Raw genomic sequence first — 17,602 nt, 5'->3', positions numbered from 1 at the left:
GCGTGTCCGGCATCACTCTAGAAACGATCTCTGCGCTTGTCTACATATTCTATAGATTCTTTTCTGTACGCTTCTGTGGCAGACTGCTGCTCCATCCGGCACAGTCATCCGTGGGCACGACGCCGGCTCGCACCCGAGCCTCCGATCCCCTCGACGATCAAAATCTCCCTGAAGGAGCGCCATGGCCAGCGACGACGTCGCGATCCCAGGTAGCCGCACCGCGTACGTCCTGGAACGCCTTCGCGCCGACCTGAGGAACGGGCTCATCAATCCCGGCGACCAGCTGCGCCAGGTCGAGCTCGCCCGCCGCTACGGCGTGAGCGCCACACCCGTTCGCGAGGCGCTGCGCGTCCTCGAGGCCGACGGCATGATCGATTACCACACCCACCGCGGCGCCACGGTGCGCGACTACACGCCCCAGATGGCCACCGACCTCTACCGCATGCGGGCCGAGATGGAGTCGCTCGCAGTCACCGTCGCGATGGAACGGATGACGCCCGAGGTGCTGGCCGGAATCCGCGTCGCCAACGAGGAGCTCTTGGCGGCCACCGATTCCGCTGCCTCCTCCGCCGAGCTCTCACGACTCAACAAGGCGCTCCACTTCGCGATCTACCAGGCGACGTCGCCGGTCATGATCGAGTGCATCGAGATGTTGTGGAGCCGGTTCACGCCGTCCGTCACGTTGTGGAGCGTCAGCGGTTTCACCACCGAGCTGCGTCACGACCACGAGGCGATCCTGAGCGCGATCGAGGACGGTGACGCCGAGCGGGCGAGCCGCGCGATGCACGAGCACATCATGCACGCGTGCGACCTGCGTGCCACGCATGCCGCGCTCCGCCCGGCGGGTCCCGTCAGCGACGCTGCCGGCGACGGATCACCCCAGGCCCCGTGAGGTCACCGCTCCGCCGCCCTTCCTGGTTCACCTCCCTGGTCCTGATCTCGATCGCGTCCCACGCGGTTCTGAACGGCGTGCGCACGCTCATCTCCTACCGGGCACTCGCGCTGGGCGGGGACGCGTTGTCCGTGGGCATCGTCACGGCCTCGTTCGCGGTGCTGCCGCTCCTCGTCGCGCTGCCCATCGGTCGCGCCGTCGATCGCGGTCACGGCATGCGGGTCCTCCGGGGCGGACTCGTCCTGACGGTGGGCGCAGTCGTCCTCGCTGCCACGAGCACCAACCTCGGCGTCCTGGCGGGGGCGAGCGCATTGCTCGGTTTCGGCCAGATCCTTCACACGATCGCGTGCCAGAGCCTGATCCCGCTCTGGTCACCCCCAGAGCTGATGGACAAGCGCTTCGGCCAGCTGACCCTCGGCGTCTCCGCGGGACAGTTCCTCGGCTTCCCGCTGGCGGGCATCGTGGCAACGCTGTCGAACAGCGGCGCAGGCGGTGACGGCACGCTGAAGACGACGTTCTCGCTGATCGTGATGGCGGCGGTCGCCACGGCCGCCGTCCCGCTCGCCTACGCGTTCTCACCCGCGTCTCGCGCGGTACGGTCTCGCCGGGAGCAGGTCGGGACCCAGCAGTCGAGCCTGACCATCCTTCGTCAGCCGGGCATGAAGCCGGCGATGTACTCGTCGATGACGGTGCTGTCCGGTCTGGATCTCCTGACCGCCTACGTCCCGGTGCTCGGCGAGCACCTGGGCCTGAGCGTCGGCATGGTCACCTTCCTGCTGACGATGCGCGCCCTGGCGTCGGTGCTGTCGCGGATCGCACTCCCTGCGCTCCTGGTCCACGTCGGTCGCCGCTGGCTCATCGTCTCGGCGACGCTCGTCTCGGCCATACCCGTCGCGCTCATCCCTCTGACCACGAATGTGGTGGCGTTGAGCGCGGCGATGCTCGTCATCGGATTCTTCTGGGGCATCGGACAACCGTTGACGATGGTGTGGGTGACGACCGTGTCGCACCGGGACAACAGGGCCACGGCGCTGTCCCTGCGCCTGGCCGGCAACCGGATCGCCCAGTTCGCGGTCCCCCTCGGGGCCGGAGCCGTCGCGGGAGCCACGGGTGTCGGCGTCATCTTCTACCTGACCGCCGGCCTGCTCGCGTCCTCCGGACTCCTGTCCCTGAGCGCCACCCGACGCATGCCCGACTGACCTCTCCCCCACCCCACCGTTCGCCAGGGAGGCCGCTTGCGGCCGACCGTGAGCGAAGCGAGGCGAACCCCAACCCCCACCGTTCGCCAGGGAGCGAAGCGAGGCGAACCCACCAACCCCCACCGTTCGCCAGGGAGGCCGCCCGCGGCCGACCGTGAGCGAAGCGAGGCGAACCTCCACCTGTGGAAACCCAATTGCCCCCACAAACCACGCCGCAGCACGATGCCGCATGCCCTACACGTACCTCCTGCTCTGCGCGGACAAGACCTACTACACCGGCAGCACGTACGACCTGCTGACCCGTCTCAACCAGCACCGCTCTGGTGAAGGCGCCGAATACACCAAACGGCGACTACCCGTGAAGCTCGTCTACTACGAGGAGCACGAGCAGATCGCGATGGCGTTCTGGCGCGAGAAGAAGATCCAGGGCTGGACACACGGCAAGAAACGCATGCTCGTCAGCGACGGGCCCGGGGTGAGGGTCGAGGACGACTCGCAGCTCTTCGGCGGGTCCGGCGGCTGAGCGGTTCGCCTCCGCGCCCTCCCGTTCGCCAGGGAGCGAAGCGACCGTGAGCGCAGCGAGGCGGACGAACCCACGCGGTTCGCCTCCGCGCCCTCACGTCGCCAGGGAGCGAAGCGACCGGGAGCGCAGCGAGGCGGACCGGGCCCAAGTAGTTCGCCTCGCTTCGCTCACACTCGGCCGCAAACGGCCTCCCTGGCGAACACCACCGTCCGCCAGGGAGCGAAGCGACCGTGAGCGCAGCGAGGCGGACCAAACCCAAGTAATTCGCCTCGCTTCGCTCACAGTCGGCCGCAAACGGCCTCCTTGGCGAACGACTCGCTCGGCAGCGAGGCGGACGCAACCCAAGGGGTTCGCCTCGCTTCGCTCACAGTCGGCCGCAAACGGCCTCCTTGGCGAACACCCACGGCCGCCAGGGAGCGAAGCGACCGTGAGCGCAGCGAGGCGGACGAAACCCAAGTAGTTCGCCTCGCTTCGCTCACAGTCGGCCGCAAGCGGCCTCCTTGGCGAACACCCACCGTCCGCCAGGGAGCGAAGCGACCGTGAGCGCAGCGAGGCGGACCCGGTCCAAGTAATTCGCCTCGCTTCGCTCACAGTCGGCCGCAGGCGGCCTCCTTGGCGAAAGGGCGGCTAGGTGCGGGGCTTCCAGCCGATGGCGGGCAGGACGTAGTCGGCCAGGGCTGAGAGCAGGCGGGCGTTGTAGTCGACGCCGAGCTGGTTGGGCACGGTCAGCAGCAACGAGTCCGCGGCCTGCACGGCGACGTCGGCAGCCAGCTCCTCCGCCAGCACGTCGGGCTCGCCGACGTACGACTTGCCGAAGCGGGCGAGGCCGCCGTCGAGGTGACCGACCTGGTCCTCGCCGGAACGCTCGCCGAACCACGCGCGGTCCTGTGCGTCCAGCACCGGGATGACGCTGCGGCTGACCGAGACACGCGGCTCGCGCTCCCAGCCGGCAGCAGCCCAGGCAGAGCGGAACAGCTCGATCTGCTCGAGCTGCAGCTGGTCGAAGGGCACGCCGGTGTCCTCGGTCAGGAGGGTCGAGCTCATCAGGTTCATCCCCTGCTGGGCGGTCCACTCGGCGGTTGCGCGGGTGCCGGAGCCCCACCAGATGCGGTCGGCTAGGCCGGGTGCCTGCGGCATGACCGGCAGCGTCACCGAACGTCCGGTCATGCGCGGATCGGACTCGACGAGCCCGGCGCCGGCGATCGCCGCCCTGAACAGCTCGGCGTGGGCCCGGGCCATGTCGGCGTCCGACGTGCCCTCGGCCGGCACGTGGCCGAACGCCTCGTAGCCGCGCAGCGCGGTCTCGGGTGATCCCCGGCTGATGCCGAGCTGCAGCCTGCCCTCGCTGATGAGGTCGGCCGCGGCGGCGTCCTCGGCCATGTAGAGCGGGTTCTCGTAGCGCATGTCGATCACACCGGTGCCGATCTCGATCCGGCTGGTCCGGGCGCCGACGGCCGCGAGCAGCGGGAACGGCGAGGCGAGCTGCCGGGCGAAGTGGTGCACCCGGAAGTACGCCCCGTCGAGGCCGAGCTCCTCGGCCGCGACCGCGAGGTCGATCGACTGGAGCATCACGTCCGACGCCGTACGGGTCTGGGACCCGGGCACCGCCTGGTAGTGGCCGAAGGAAAGGAAGCCGACGTTCTTCATGCAGGCGTCAACCACATCGGCGGTCCCGATGTTCCGCAGAGGTCAGTCGTCCATCCGCACGACGCGGGGCTCGCACGAGCGGCCTTCCTTGCCGCCCTCCGCAAGACGGTCGAACGGGACGACGGCCCGCTCGCCGGGCCCGAGCTCGACCCTCAAGGTCTGCCGGCCCAGCACGTCGGAGGTCGCGGTCGTGAGCACGGCGACCCGCGCCAGGTATCCGGCCCGTTCGTCGGTGCTGTTGACCAGCGTCATCCGCGCGGACCAGACGCCGTCCTTGTCGGGCGCGCAGACCAGCTTGACCAGCGCCGGGTCGGCATCCGCGCCCACCCCGTCCTTGACGTCCGGCGTCGCCGTCGTCGTGGCTCGGGTCGGCTCCGGGGACGCCTTCGAGTCCTTCGCGTCGCTGCCTCCGCACGCGGTGAGAGCTCCGGCGAGCACGAGCACGGCGGGGGCCAGGACCTGGGAGCGGGTGCGCATGACGACAACCAATCACGTCCCGGCCCGGTCCGCACGTCACCGGTCCCCGGCGCCACACCGGGGACCGGATGACCCGCTACTCGCTCTTGTCGCCGACCAGCGTGCCGGCGGCCACCATGCCGAGCTCGGGGTGCTCGGGCTCACCGACGAGGTGCTCCTCGATGACCTCGCGCTTGACCCGCGGGATCAGCAGCGCGACGAGCGCCGCGACGACGAACGCGATCGTCAGCATGATGAATCCGTTGGTGTAGCCGGACTCCTTCGGCAGCCCGTTGGGGAACACCGAGGCGGTGACGATGCTGGCCATGACCGCCGCGCCGACCGAGCCGCCGATCGTCCGGATGTTGGCGTTCATGCCACTCGCGACACCGGTCTGCTCCGGCGGGACGGCCGCGACGATGAGGTTGGACAGGCACGCGAAGATCAGCCCGACACCCACGCCCATGATGGCGTTGGCGACGTACAGCTCCCACTTCTCGTCGTGCGCGAACGCCAGGATCGCCATCGAGCTGGCGGCGATGAGGCTGCCGATCACGACGACCGTCTTGGGGCCGATGAGCCGCACGAACGTCCCAGACAGCAGGCCGACGACGAACATCGTGACGGACGAGGGCAGCAGGATCAGGCCGGACTCGGTGATCGAGGCGCCGAAGCCGTAGCCGGCCTCGGTCGGCGTCTGGGTGAATTGCGGCAGGAAGCCGAACGAGGCGTACATCGCGAAGCCCACGAGCAGCGCGACGAGGTTGGTCGTCCACACCGCCGGCAGGCGCATCATCGTCATGTCGATCAGCGGCGACTCCGAGCGCTCCTCGACCATGACCCACGCGACGGCCAGGACGACGGCCGCGACGATCAGGCCCAGCACGCGGCCGGAGGTCCAGCCCCAGCTGCGGCCCTGGCTCAGCGCGAGCAGCAGGCACACGAGCCACGCGGACAGCAGCACGGCGGGCAGGACGCTGATCTTGCCGGGCGTACGCACGGGGGACGCGGGGACGACGAAGAATGCGGCGACCGCGGCGACCGCCGTGACGATGCCGGGGATCCAGAACAGCCAGTGGTAGTTGAGCGCCTCGACGATGGGTCCGGCAAGGACGAGGCCGACGCCGGCGCCTACGGCCGCGAGCGAGGCGATGATGCCCACCGCGCCGGGGATCTTCTTCTCGGGGAACTCGTCGCGGATGATGCCGAACGCGAGCGGCAGCACGCCGCCGCCGACGCCCTGGATGATGCGGGCCACGATCATGGGCCCGATGCTCGTGGCGAGCGCGGCGATGATCGAGCCGATAGCGAGGCCGACGAGCGCCACGACGAGCAGCTTCTCCTTGCCCACCTTGTCGCCGATGCGCCCGATGATGGGCGTGAACACCGAGGCCGACAGCAGGTACGCCGTCAGGACCCAGGTCACGGTCGTCTGGTCGGTGTTGAGATCGACCTGGATCTCGGACAGCACCGGCGTGACGAGCGACTGCAGCAGCGCGAAGCTCGCGACCGACACCGCGAGCACGGCGAAGGTCAGCTGGTAGTGGGAGCGGTTCTGCGGGTTGGCCACGAGGACCCTTTCGACAAGGTAGTTGCACAAGGCAATCACCTTGCCGAGAGAGCATACGGTCCGCGCGCGCCCGGTCGTCACTTTCGTGACGGGACTCACCCAAACGGAGCCGGTCTCCGCCCGTGGCCGGTGACGGGCCCCGCGCGCCACGACCTAGAGTCGTACCCGTGATCCTCGTGGCCGTCGTGGTGCTCCTCGCCGCCCTCTCGACCGGGCTGCTCGTCCGCCGCAGCCTCACCGCCCGGCCCCCGCTGGCCGCGCACGTCCCGGGCCAGCCGACCTGGCTCAGCCCCGCTCCCCCGCTGCGCTTCCGCGCGTGGGCCATCGCGGCCGCCGTCCTGACGGCGATCACGGTCGCCTGCATCCTGTTCGCCCCGGCGTTCCAGGTCGCTGCCGCCCTGCTGGCCGCGGCGGTCCTCGGCCTCATGGCCGCGATCGCCGGCCGGTACGCCTCGGGGTGCCGCGAGTCGCAGGAGGCCGTGGACGCATTCGCACCGCGCCTCGCGGTGCCGTACGCCGGCAAGGTCGGCGTGCACATCGGCATGTGGTCGCCCTGGATCGAGCGGACCGGCATCCCGTGGGTCATCGTCGCGCGCACGCCCGCCCTGTTCCGTGAGCTCGCCGCGATGTATCCCGGCACGCCGATCGTCCAGGGCACGATCCCGGCCTCGGTGACGGGCGCGTTCTATCCCCACGGCGCCGCCTCGAACGCCGACTTCATCGCCGGCTCGGCCGCGACGCACGTCTTCCTCGGGCACGGCGACAGCGACAAGCCGCTCAGCGCGTCCGATCGGGTGCTGCAGTACGACCTCGTGGCGGTGGCCGGCCAGGCCGCGATCGACCGCTTCGCCGCCGCGGGCCTCGCGATCCCCGCCGACAAGATCCGCGTGATCGGTCGCCCCCAGACCGAGGGCATCCTCCCCGGCCGCAAGCGCCGCTCCCGCCCCCCGGTCGTCCTCTACGCCCCCACGTGGCGCCACGCCGACGACTCGCTCAACGTCTCGTCGCTGGCCGTCGCCGACCAGATCGTGCAGGCGCTGCTCGACCGCGGCTGCACGGTGCACTTCCGCCGCCACTTCGCCGGACAGAACCACGTCGAGGCCGAGGCGATGATCGTGCGCGTCAACGAGCTGCTCGAGGCCGATCACGAGCGCACCGGGCGCCCGCACCAGTGGGGCGCCGAGGCGATGGAGCGACCGCTCATCGACGCCTTCAACGACGTCGACGCGATGGTCTCGGACGTCTCGGGCATCGTCGTGGACTTCATGGCGAGCACCAAGCCGCTCGTGATGTACGCCGCGCAGTACGCCGATCCCGACGAGTTCCGCGCGACCCACCCCACGGCCCAGGCCGCGTACGTCATCGACCGCGACCTGGCGCAGCTCGACAAGGCCCTCGACGCGGCCCTCGGCAAGGACCCGCTCGCGGCGGTCCGGGCCGAGCGCGCCGACTACTACCTCGGCGGCCCCGACCGGGCCGAGCCCGCAGCCCGGTTCATCGCCCTGCTCGAGGAGCTCGGCCGCTAGCCGCAGCTCAGACGCCACCCCTTCATTCGTCACGTCGGGATACGCCTGCCGCCGTCCCGCCATGGACCCACGCCTGGACGTCGCAGTAACCGGCCTCGGCGTTTCGCCCCTGTTTTGATGTCGGCCAGTGTCGGCGGACCTGGAGCGTTTTGCCAATTGGTGTCGCGGGGGACGGCAGGCTGGATCTTAGGTCCTGCGACCACTCATTGAGGTGACAACGATGCCCGCGCGAAGGTGACTTCCGTGACGTTTCCAATACGAAGGTTCGGGCGGCACTCCAATGCAACCTGTGTTTACATTCATAGCCGGATCCTCCCGCTTTTCCATCTGGGTCAGCGCTGCCCGACCAGCAACCTCATTGAGAGACCACAATGCGTTCCTTACAGGAAACCGCGATTCGAGTTCTTCCGGAACTGCGTGCTGTCCAAGTGGAGCAAGGACTCCTCATGAGTCCAGCGATGCACTGGTTCTTTGACACTAATTACGACCTCTTCGAGACGTCGATACCCCCTGGTTTTGAGCGCATGTCGCTTCGCCGCGCGGCATGGAGGCTCCTGTCCTCCGACGCTTCAGTACTAGAGGTTCCGGAGCCGCTCTGGGCGAGATTCCTCCCGCAAAACGTGACGTTGGTTGTTGCGTGGCGCTTAGGGGGATTGCTCCGCCTGCGGAATCGCAAGGCACGTACGTACGCAATCGAAAACAATTCTCCTGGTGAGGCTCTGTTTGGTCGCTCGATTCCCTGGCCGCTGGATGTCTTTGTGCGTTTTGCTCTAGGCGCGTTCATGCGCATGTTCTTCGAGAGAGTTGCACTCGGGACACCAGCCGCCGCTGACTCGTACGCGACGCTCCCGTTCTTCAGACGTATCGAACACTCAATGATCCTCGGCCTACCGACGCCTTCATTGGGCGCCGATGAGGCGGAAGCCGATCCAAACACCGCGATCTTCGTAGGACATCTTGACGCGCGTAAGGGCCTGCCAGAGCTCATGAGCGCCTGGAGTGAGGTAGAGCAGCGGCTGCCTTCTGCTTCGCTGGTGGTGGTGGGCGCTGGGCCGTTGCGCGAAAGCGTCGAGAAGTGGGTTACCGCGAGACCAGGGTCACGCCGATACCTGGGCCAATTGCCACATGACCGGATCCTCTCGGTCGTAGGGCAAGCTGCGGTCGTTGTGGCTCCCTCAGTTCGCGCGAGGAGGTGGCGCGAACAAGTTGGTCTACCGATCGAAGAGGGACTATCAATGGGACGAACCATAGTGACGACCTCTGAGACAGGACTGGCCGATTGGCTTCATCAACACGGACACAGCATCATCGCGTCGGACGCGCTTGAGACCGACCTGTCTAGAGCGTTGGTAGACGCGCTAACCTACCCGATTGAGCCGTCCTCGGTGCTGGACTCACTGCCGACCCGGCACGGACGGCTCGTCGCAGACTCGTGGCTGCATCGCGCCTACTGAAAGGACTTGCTCATGAGCCGAGGACATGTCCTGGTCGCCCTTGGCGCGGGGTCGCGCGCAGGCGACGCGGCTTGGATGAACTCGGGGGTGGCGACCAGGGTCATTCACCTCGACCATGCTGCCCCTTCAGGTCGACGACTTCGGTCGAGGATCTTGGGCATGGGAATTGACTCTCTTCTCATCGCTTTGAAAACTGCTTTCAGCGGGGTCCGGGGACCGGTGCTGGCGGCCAATCCATGGGTCGGGGTCTCGCTACGCTTGCTCGGCTGGCGTCATGTGAGCGTCACGGGCATCTACGCCGAGGCGGGGTCGAGAAATCACCGCGTCTTGCGGCGCCTTCTGGGCTCGTCTTCCGTGGTCACAATGGTCGAGAGCGAGGCGCGATCGTGGCGGGAGGCCGGTGGGCGAGCGATAGCTGTCCGATATGGGAACACCTTGCAGTACCCACCGCGGGTGCCCAAAGTTAACTCGGCTGTACGTATATTTGTTGGTGGCTCCTCAGACCGCGACCATCAGGTTCTCGAGGATCTGATTGCTCGTGTGCAGTCCAGCCAGTTCGAAGTCCATCTGACGATCACTCTGGACGAACAGCCCGCTTCGTGGTCAAACGGAAGTTCCACCATCACCCGCACTGGTCGCCTAACCAACAGCGAGTTCGGCGCGCAGATGTCGCAAGCCGACGTGGTGTTCCTACCTCTCGTCGACGGATCGCGCGCAGCGGGCCACATGGTCGCGGTCGGAGCGCTGGAGACAGGTGCGCCGGTCATTACTACGCGATCTGGCGGAATGGATGGCTACGTTGACGGCACGTTTGTTGCGACGCTGGACGAACATGCTGACCTACTCGACCAACTGGTAGAGACTGGCCTGGCATGGCGAGGGCGGGAGACGGAAGTACGAGAGCACTGGGCCAGGGAGTACAGCCTTGAAGCATACGTCGTCAGGGTTGGCGAAGCTCTGAGTCAGTTGGAAGCAGCGCGCTAGCGGTCGAAGCTTGTCAGCGCTTCTTAAACCCGTCGACCCATTCGGTCCATTGTGCGTCCGTGCCTTCGAGGTAACGGCGGCGCACCTTGGCCCAGTCCTCTCGATTGGTATCAATGGCGGCGCGAATCGCGCACACCCAACTCGATACGTCCTCGTCTTTTCCAAGCAGACGATCGTCTAGGAGAACCTCAGCAAGACTGCTTTCGGCGGGGCCGACGACTGGCGTGCCTTGCTCAAGGCAACGTATCGCCACTCCGCTCTGAAAGAACCGCCGGTACGGAATCAGGACCGCCGAGGCAGACCGGATCAATGGATCGATTTCGAGTTCGGGCACGAATCGCCGGTCCATGTCCCATCCAGCGATGTCCGGCCACCCACGGCCACTGACTCGGAAATCGACGCCGCTACCCATGGACTCGGAAAGTTGGGCCATGAGGTCTATGTCGCGATCGGGCTTGAACTGCCCGAAGACCAGCACAGAAGGGCGCCCGGCATTGTTGCGCGGCGCTACTTGTTCACGCTCCGTGAGAAGTGGGTGGTTCAGCAGCGTCACGTGGCGAAACCCCTGAGAGACCAGCGCGGACTTGGCCACTTGGCTGTGAGCGATGAGTCGAACGCCAGGTATACGTCGGACGATCGCCACTAGTGCTCGGCCATGCCCGAATGCACGAACTAACGGGACAGGGTCGTGGATGATTGTCACCCCCCGGCCCCGCGTAACCAAGGCCACCAAGGCTGAGTCGACGTGTCCCAATGCAGGCCAAGCAACGACCAGTGAATCACTGGGGCGCAATAAGCGTGCCGCGGCGATGATAGACCGATAGTGTCGCATCAACCACCGAACCCTACTGGTCGAGGATGCGCTCGGCTCGGCTTGTGCCCGAATCTCGACGGAGGCGCCAGATCTTTCGAGCGTGGCGCGTAGTTCCAAGTTGTAGTGAGCAAGCGCAACACTGACCGGATTGATTACTACGACGTTCACAAGCCGGTCCTTCTCTCAGCCAAGACCTTCCGTCCCGCGCCGTATCCGGCCGCTAGTTGACGCAGAGTAGCGAGTGGAGCGCCGGCCCGGAGTCCCCGGACGAAGCACTTGGAACATTCCCACAGAACCGCGACTGACCTAAGACCGAGGGTTCCCCACGACGCTTGAAAAAGTTGCACATTGCGTGCGAGAAAGTAAGCCGGTGTGCCGTGGGACGACTGCTCCGCCTGGGCATCTTGCACGACCTTGACCGACCCGCCCCTGCGATTGATCTGCAGGTGGTAGTCGACCTCTTCCATGTAGAGGAAATAGTCCTCTCTCATGGGATGCCTCTGCAGCTCCTCCAGCCGGTAAAGAACCGCCGCGCCGTCGAGCCACAACGTTGCCCCACGGCCGCGGGTGCGGCCGTCCTGGTGTCGCGGAAGGCTTAGCACCCTCGTCAGGAAACCACCCTCGGACCATGAAGCGCCGGTGCTGGCGTTGCGAAGTGCTGGGCCGACGGCTTTCAGACTCGGATCACTGTGCAGCTCGCGGACCATATTCTCCACGGCGCCTTCGGAAAAGGTGACCTCGTGGGTTACGACAAGCAATAGCGAGGCCTCGGAGTCGCTCGGTATCGAGATGACGCCGTAATTAATGGCGGCGGCATAGCCCCTGTTCGCGATCGAGCTCACGCGAATGGCTGAATGCGCACTGGAGGCCACCTCGCTCACGTCACCCAACATCTCACTGTTATCGACCACGTGAATTCGGTCGGCCGGCAGCCCTTGGGCTAACAGCGATGCCAGACAGCGACGAAGAGTCTCAATGCTGTTGTGATGTACGACGACGGTCTGGACTTCCTGTAGGCCCTTCATGATGCCCCTGATTCGTGCAGCCATCGGTCCGCTCTAATGCGCTGAGGTTCCAGCGGTAGCGACCCAATCACTGTCTTCTTAGGAATGGGTGAGCCCAATGCCTCCAGCAGTGCGCCAGCAAGCTCCACAACCTGGTAATCAGACCGAATGACCTGATGACCCTGCGCTTCGAGCCACGCCGCGAGGCCCGTGTCTCTGCTTGTAACAATGGTGAGGCCGGACGCGAGGCCCTCCACGATGGGAAGCCCGATTTGCTCCCGCCAACGCCCTGCCCGCCGCGAAGGGGCCACGAGCACCGCGCACTGTTCGATGTGGGCGTCCAGGGCCCCATGCTCCACGAAGCCCATGTAATGCCGCGTCTGAGGCGAGGCGGAGCACCAAGCCACAACCTTTTCGGTCAGGGGACCTGTGCCCACGACACGAAGACGGGCCCCCGGGCTCTGCCTCTCGACCAGCTCCCATGCGGCCATAAGATGTTCCATGCCTTTGCGGACCGAAAGCTCCCCTACGAATATCGCATCGGTGGATGAGGTATCTAGGTCGATGCTGTTTCGCGGCGCTGGCAGCTCTGTAAACTGCGCGTACTTGGTGCTTTCGACAACCCCGCCGTCGCCGTCCACGTCACCGCTGATGAGGGCGGAATAGGCTGACGCCGCTGAGGGAGAGCCGAAGGCGATTCGATCGACAAAATGGCTGATGAAAATGCGTAGGGCAGTCACGACGAGGACGTGCGCTACCCGAGAACGCTTACCAACGAGCGTTTCCAGATCGTTATTCTCGATTGCGTACATAACCACCTCCCTCCGGGAGGCCGACAATAACCCGCGAAGTCGCCACACGAGAGCCATCGTCGCTGTTCTCGGAAACTCCCTCAACCACAATGGCTCGGGGAGTTCGAGAGTGACGGCCCTACTCCTAGCGAGAACTGCCACGGCACCTATCAGTCCCACCCGACGGAAGCTCTTAGGCACTGACGTCCTAGAAAGGTCGTAGTTTTCCGCGAAGTACAGGTGAAGCGCCGGAGTGAGGACCTCGGCCCTTTCAACCTGGATTGATCGCAGTTCGGGGAGGACACGAATAGATGATGCAGCTGACACGGGTCTCGCTTCCAAAAGTACCACCGCCAGACCACCGGACTGATTGAGCTGATAGCGGGTTAGTGTGCGGCGGAGATGGGTGCCTCACACCATACCCATGTCGCTCCGCGGGTGACACTCTCCGTGGCTCCGGCCCATCGCGACCGCCTCCGTCGAATCGAACCTAGAAGACTCATCTCAAGTCTGATTCAACTGAACCGTAACCAGACGAGTCCGCCGACGCCGAAAAGAGATTCTTGGCTCCCGCCGAAGGTTCCGTCTTGGTTTCCGATGTTGGAAGAACCGACCGAAGGAGTGACTCGTAGGCCACGCAAACCCCGGACCAGGAGTATTGCTCGGCCGCTCTCGCTATCGAACGCTCCCTGTAATCCCCCGAGTCCTCAATCATGCTGATAACACTGCGAGCAATCGCCTCTGGCGTCGGCTCACAGAACATGCCAGCATCCGCCAACACTTCGCGGTTGTAAACGGTGTCCCGCGCCACGACGGGAGATCCGACAGTCATAGCCTGTACAAGAGCGGGATTCGTACCTCCAACGCTGTGCCCGTGGAAGTAGGCCCCAGCGTGTTGCCAGAGCGCGAGGAGACGCCTGTCATCGCTGATATGACCCATCCAATAAACTCGCGAGTTGCGCTCAGCAAGCGAAGCCACCTCTTCGCGGATCGGATGCCCTTCCGGGGCCGAGCCGACCAGCACGACATCGTGCGTCCTTGAGATCTTCTCGGCCGCCAAAACGAACTCCGAAATCGTATTCTCGGGCACGAATCTCGCAACCATCAGCGCATACTTATGCTTGGACAATCCTGCCTCAACGGGAAGCTCGCCCACTGTCTCGCCCCCGTATGGAATAAAGGTGCCTGTTCGTCCGAACTCTTTCCTCCAGAACTCACCAATAGCTCGGGCATCAAACACCAGGTGATCCGCGAACTTGGCAGTGAGCCGCGCCCCCCAGAGGAACATGGCCTTGGCCACTCTGCCCCACTTGGCGCGGTGCCACTCGATGCCGTCCACGTTCACTACTACGGGGATGCGCCGCATCTTGAGGAGTGGCAGCCAGTAGCCGTTAGCAACGTTCATCACCAACACGACGTCCGGCTTCCTCAGAAACGCGTGGAGACAGGCACTCAGGCCGAAGGTCAGGGTGCTCAGCGAGTTCGAGTCGATGCCTGCGGTCTCCACGGACCGGATGCGCCCATCCAAGGTTGGATCGTCCGTCTTCAACTGCCCTTTACGGCCATAGACAGTCACGTCCCAGCCATGGTCTGCAAGGTGTGGAGCCAACTTGCGAACGGCAGTCTCAAAACCCCCGTAATAGCTGGGATAACCCCGGGTGCCGATGATGGCCACCCGCTTGGGGCGGGATCCCCCAGTCTGCTTCAGCATTCAGTAAGCTCCCTCGGATTTGACCACAGCACGGAGTGTCCTCCAAATGATTTGAAGGTCTCGAAGCATCGACCAGTTCTCGACGTAGTCCAGATCTAGCCGAACTGTTTCGTCCCACGTCAGGTCAGACCTCCCGCTGACCTGCCACAGGCCAGTAATTCCTTGCCGGACCAGTAGACGTTTACTTGCGTGTCCCTCGTACTCCGCGACCTCCGCCGGGAGTGGAGGACGCGGGCCGACCAAACTCATCTCACCCTTCAACACATTGAACAATTGCGGGAGTTCATCGATCGAGAAGCGCCGCAGATGGTGCCCCACGCTGGTGACGCGCGGATCATTGCGCATCTTGAATAGGGGGCCCGAACCGTCGTTGAGCGCCGCAAGAGATGTGACGTGTAAATCCGCGTCGCTGATCATGGTCCGGAATTTCAACATCTCGAACGGCTCTCCGCCCACGCCGACCCGGGTTGACCGATATATGACAGGGCCGGGGCTGGTGACCTTCACTGACACTGCCACGCAGAGCAGAAGTGGTGAAAGAACGAAGAGTGCAATCAGGGAGACCGTCTTGTCGAAAACGATTTTCCCCAGTTTCGCCGCTCCGGCATACTGCGGCTCCTCGAGTTGGATAAATGGCATATTCGCCACTGCACGCAAGTGAATTCGCGGCCCAGAGACGTCCACGACATTCGGTGAGACTAGGAGATCGACCTCGACATCCGCAGCCTCGAGGTCCCACGCAAGGGATCGAAGGCCAGCTGGACCGAGGTGTTCAGTGTCTGTAACGATCACCGCGTCAGCTCCAGTGAAGGAAAGCGCGTCGCGGATAGTTTGATGGGTCCCTAGAACGGGGATCAGTCCTCCTGGGATCTCCAGCCACTCATTGCTCCGGACTTGTCGATCAGGGATCCACACACCGCTGACAGCCATGCCCGAAGTCGGAGCTTGCTGCAGCATGCGAGCCGTATGCATCGCCGACTCAATCCCGCCGATCACCAAGACTCGAGACATATTCCGTCCCTTTGCCCGCCCGTAATGGAGCCAGACGCGCCACAGCTTTCGACTGACCAGCAGTAGTCCTAGGCCCACAGGGAAGGCAACACCCAGATAGCCCCGCGACATGTCGAACTTCAGCATCACGGAGGCTATTGCCACCCATCCGAACAGAAGAACCGTAGTTCGAATCACCAAGCGGTATTCCGCAGCGCCCTCTCCGAGAATTCGGGCGTCCCGCGTCTTCCCGAGCGTGAGCATCAACCACCAGACAGCCGCGATGATCACGCCGAGGGTGGCGTAGCTCAGACGAAGGGGGCCGGGAGTTGTTGCAGACACATCCGTCCCAAAACGTGCGAATTCCGCGATGACGACCGCGGCACCCAACGCGAGGGCGTCAGTCAGGGAAAGGCCACGGGCGTAGAGATCGCGCCAAGCGCCTCGCGCCGGGGCATCGCTCCAGTCCGCATCGTCAGGATTGGATCGACCCCGCTGCCTGCCACTGGCCAGGTGCCTTCCGTCTTCACTGGAAATCGTATCCGTCACGCACCTCTGCCCCCCCCGTTGGACACCTCGCATTTAGGCAGTGCCCTAAGCGAGAACCTGTCCGTATAACCCTAGTGCCGTGCGGCTCGCTCAAAAGGCCCTATCTCATAAGACGAACCTGTGGCCCCGCGAGAGATGAATCACACGATGTGTCGCAGCGCCGACTCACTGCACGTCCCGACGCGTGCGAACGGTCGGATGGAGGTGTCGGAGCGTGCCGATAGGCTCTGTGTGTGAGCACAAAGATCGCCGTCGTTGGCCTGGGGTATGTCGGACTATCGATTGCCGTGTTGCTGTCGCAGCACAACGAAGTCGTGGGGTTGGAGATCGACTCCGACAAGTTGCGAGAACTCACTGCCGGGCGCAGCCCGATCCAAGATCCTGAGATCGAGAGCTTCCTTGCGCGCGGAGACCTGCAACTCAAGTTCACCGACGACCCCGCCCTTGCCTACGATGGGGCGGAATTCGTCGTCATAGCGACCCCTACCGACTACGACGTAGACACGAACTACTTCAACACCCGGACGGTCGAAAGCGTCATCTGCGACGTCACCACGCACCAACCGGACGCCACTATGGTCATCAAGTCGACCATCCCTGTCGGATTCGTCCTGGATGTACGTGGTCGGCTCGGCACGCAGAACGTGATCTTCTCGCCGGAGTTCCTCCGCGAGGGAAGGGCACTCTACGACAACCTTCACCCCTCGCGCATCGTGGTCGGCGAGCAAAGCAGTCGCGCGCGGAAGTTCGCCGACCTACTCATCGAGGGCGCCGTCGAAAAGGAGTGTCCGGTGTTGCTGACCGAGCCCACGGAGGCTGAGGCGATCAAGCTGTTCTCGAACACCTACCTCGCGATGCGCGTGGCCTACTTCAACGAGCTCGATTCATTCGCCATCAGCCATGGATTATCCACCAGACAGATCATCGACGGGGTAGGCCTCGATCCCCGAATCGGTACACATTACAACAATCCCTCTTTTGGTTACGGCGGCTACTGCCTCCCGAAGGACACAAAGCAGTTGCTGGCGAATTATCAGGACGTGCCGCAGACACTGATTAGTGCGATCGTTGACGCGAACCGCACACGGAAGGACTTCATAGCGGACGACATTCTGCGCCGAAACCCGAAGGTTGTTGGCATCCACCGGCTGATCATGAAGTCTGGGTCTGATAACTTCCGCGCTAGCAGTGTCCAGGGCATCATGAAGCGCCTTAAGGCGAAAGGCGTCGACGTCGTCCTCTATGAGCCCGAACTCGAAGCGGATACATTTTTTCGCTCGAGAGTTATCCGGGAACTCGGCGAGTTTAAGCGCATATCGGACGTGATTGTCGCCAACCGACGAGTCGCCGAGTTGGACGACGTGCGAGACCGTGTCTACACCCGCGACCTCTTCGGGTCTGACTAGGCGTTGTCCCGTCTCCACCGCTCTTCCCATCGTGATACCACTCTGGCTAGGACCGGGCGGTAAGACTGGGACGGCGTTAACCTTGA

The 17,602-nt window shown here is 64.5% G+C and carries 15 protein-coding genes; 7 read left to right on the top strand and 8 right to left on the bottom strand.

The genetic code is table 11. The features are described 5' to 3' along the window. Window positions 1-181 precede the first annotated feature (181 nt). The 3 genes from GEV26_RS00850 to GEV26_RS00840 all read left to right on the top strand — a co-directional run bounded on the left by GEV26_RS00850 (window position 182) and on the right by GEV26_RS00840 (window position 2,614). Window positions 182-892 carry a GntR family transcriptional regulator gene (locus tag GEV26_RS00850; RefSeq protein ID WP_153651314.1) on the top strand — a complete coding sequence of 237 codons (711 nt, stop codon included), beginning with the start codon at window positions 182-184 and terminating at the stop codon, window positions 890-892. Further along, complete coding sequence (locus GEV26_RS00845; protein ID WP_208430998.1) at window positions 889-2,091, top strand: MFS transporter; 1,203 nt, start codon at window positions 889-891, stop codon at window positions 2,089-2,091. The genes GEV26_RS00850 and GEV26_RS00845 overlap by 4 nt, the downstream gene beginning before the upstream one ends. Window positions 2,092-2,320: 229 nt before the next feature. Next, window positions 2,321-2,614 (top strand): GIY-YIG nuclease family protein, encoded by a 294-nt coding sequence (locus GEV26_RS00840; protein WP_153651313.1) that lies wholly within the window; start codon window positions 2,321-2,323, stop codon window positions 2,612-2,614. A gap of 627 nt (window positions 2,615-3,241) precedes the next feature. On the opposite strand, the gene GEV26_RS00835 is transcribed toward GEV26_RS00840, so the two are convergent. The 3 genes from GEV26_RS00835 to GEV26_RS00825 form a co-directional block, all read right to left on the bottom strand. Continuing rightward, entirely contained in the window at window positions 3,242-4,261 is a 1,020-nt protein-coding gene (locus tag GEV26_RS00835) for an LLM class flavin-dependent oxidoreductase (RefSeq protein WP_153651312.1), read from the bottom strand. Between the two features lie 42 nt (window positions 4,262-4,303). Then, entirely contained in the window at window positions 4,304-4,738 is a 435-nt protein-coding gene (locus tag GEV26_RS00830; RefSeq protein ID WP_153651311.1) for a hypothetical protein, read from the bottom strand. 76 nt (window positions 4,739-4,814) lie between these two features. After that, entirely contained in the window at window positions 4,815-6,287 is a 1,473-nt protein-coding gene (locus GEV26_RS00825; RefSeq protein ID WP_208430997.1) for an MFS transporter, read from the bottom strand. A gap of 167 nt (window positions 6,288-6,454) precedes the next feature. Here GEV26_RS00825 and GEV26_RS00820 point away from each other — a divergent pair, with 167 nt between their 5' ends. The 3 genes from GEV26_RS00820 (at window position 6,455) to GEV26_RS00810 (ending at window position 10,251) form a co-directional block, all read left to right on the top strand. Beyond that, entirely contained in the window at window positions 6,455-7,813 is a 1,359-nt protein-coding gene (locus tag GEV26_RS00820) for a CDP-glycerol glycerophosphotransferase family protein (RefSeq protein WP_153651310.1), read from the top strand. A gap of 371 nt (window positions 7,814-8,184) precedes the next feature. After that, window positions 8,185-9,267 carry a glycosyltransferase gene (locus tag GEV26_RS18205; RefSeq protein WP_153651309.1) on the top strand — a complete coding sequence of 361 codons (1,083 nt, stop codon included), beginning with the start codon at window positions 8,185-8,187 and terminating at the stop codon, window positions 9,265-9,267. 159 nt (window positions 9,268-9,426) lie between these two features. Beyond that, window positions 9,427-10,251 (top strand): glycosyltransferase, encoded by an 825-nt coding sequence (locus tag GEV26_RS00810; RefSeq protein ID WP_194839920.1) that lies wholly within the window; start codon window positions 9,427-9,429, stop codon window positions 10,249-10,251. A 13-nt stretch (window positions 10,252-10,264) separates the two neighbouring features. On the opposite strand, the gene GEV26_RS00805 is transcribed toward GEV26_RS00810, so the two are convergent. From GEV26_RS00805 to GEV26_RS00785, 5 genes are all read right to left on the bottom strand, one after another. Next, window positions 10,265-10,804 (bottom strand): glycosyltransferase, encoded by a 540-nt coding sequence (locus GEV26_RS00805; protein ID WP_153651307.1) that lies wholly within the window; start codon window positions 10,802-10,804, stop codon window positions 10,265-10,267. A 425-nt stretch (window positions 10,805-11,229) separates the two neighbouring features. Beyond that, complete coding sequence (locus GEV26_RS00800) at window positions 11,230-12,114, bottom strand: glycosyltransferase family 2 protein (protein WP_153651306.1); 885 nt, start codon at window positions 12,112-12,114, stop codon at window positions 11,230-11,232. After that, window positions 12,087-13,187: a glycosyltransferase gene (locus GEV26_RS00795; RefSeq protein ID WP_153651305.1), complete on the bottom strand. Its 1,101-nt coding sequence runs from the start codon at window positions 13,185-13,187 to the stop codon at window positions 12,087-12,089. Before GEV26_RS00795 ends, GEV26_RS00800 begins: the two co-directional genes overlap by 28 nt. 172 nt (window positions 13,188-13,359) lie before the next feature. Then, a complete protein-coding gene (locus GEV26_RS00790) occupies window positions 13,360-14,571 on the bottom strand; it encodes a DUF1972 domain-containing protein (protein ID WP_153651304.1) in 1,212 nt (403 codons plus the stop codon). Beyond that, complete coding sequence (locus tag GEV26_RS00785; protein WP_194839919.1) at window positions 14,572-16,110, bottom strand: sugar transferase; 1,539 nt, start codon at window positions 16,108-16,110, stop codon at window positions 14,572-14,574. 227 nt (window positions 16,111-16,337) lie between these two features. On the opposite strand from GEV26_RS00785, the gene GEV26_RS00780 reads away from it, so the two are divergent. Further along, on the top strand, window positions 16,338-17,516 hold the full coding sequence (locus tag GEV26_RS00780) for a nucleotide sugar dehydrogenase (RefSeq protein WP_208431053.1): 1,179 nt from the start codon (window positions 16,338-16,340) through the stop codon (window positions 17,514-17,516). The last annotated feature ends 86 nt before the right edge of the window (window positions 17,517-17,602 follow it).

Source organism: Aeromicrobium yanjiei (genome assembly GCF_009649075.1).
Taxonomy (GTDB): domain Bacteria; phylum Actinomycetota; class Actinomycetes; order Propionibacteriales; family Nocardioidaceae; genus Aeromicrobium; species Aeromicrobium yanjiei.
The sequence above is the reverse complement of the archived record's forward strand: the minus strand, read 5'-3'. Positions and strand labels throughout refer to the sequence as shown.

Bases quoted from the DNA above. Each gene is read 5' to 3' on its own strand.
- GEV26_RS00850 (WP_153651314.1), top strand. From the start codon at position 182: ATGGCCAGCGACGACGTCGCGATCCCAGGTAGCCGCACCGCGTACGTC.
- GEV26_RS00840 (WP_153651313.1), top strand. From the start codon at position 2,321: ATGCCCTACACGTACCTCCTGCTCTGCGCGGACAAGACCTACTACACC.
- GEV26_RS00835 (WP_153651312.1), bottom strand. From the start codon at position 4,261: ATGAAGAACGTCGGCTTCCTTTCCTTCGGCCACTACCAGGCGGTGCCC.
- GEV26_RS00830 (WP_153651311.1), bottom strand. From the start codon at position 4,738: ATGCGCACCCGCTCCCAGGTCCTGGCCCCCGCCGTGCTCGTGCTCGCC.
- GEV26_RS18205 (WP_153651309.1), top strand. From the start codon at position 8,185: ATGCGTTCCTTACAGGAAACCGCGATTCGAGTTCTTCCGGAACTGCGT.
- GEV26_RS00810 (WP_194839920.1), top strand. From the start codon at position 9,427: ATGGGAATTGACTCTCTTCTCATCGCTTTGAAAACTGCTTTCAGCGGG.
- GEV26_RS00800 (WP_153651306.1), bottom strand. From the start codon at position 12,114: ATGGCTGCACGAATCAGGGGCATCATGAAGGGCCTACAGGAAGTCCAG.
- GEV26_RS00790 (WP_153651304.1), bottom strand. From the start codon at position 14,571: ATGCTGAAGCAGACTGGGGGATCCCGCCCCAAGCGGGTGGCCATCATC.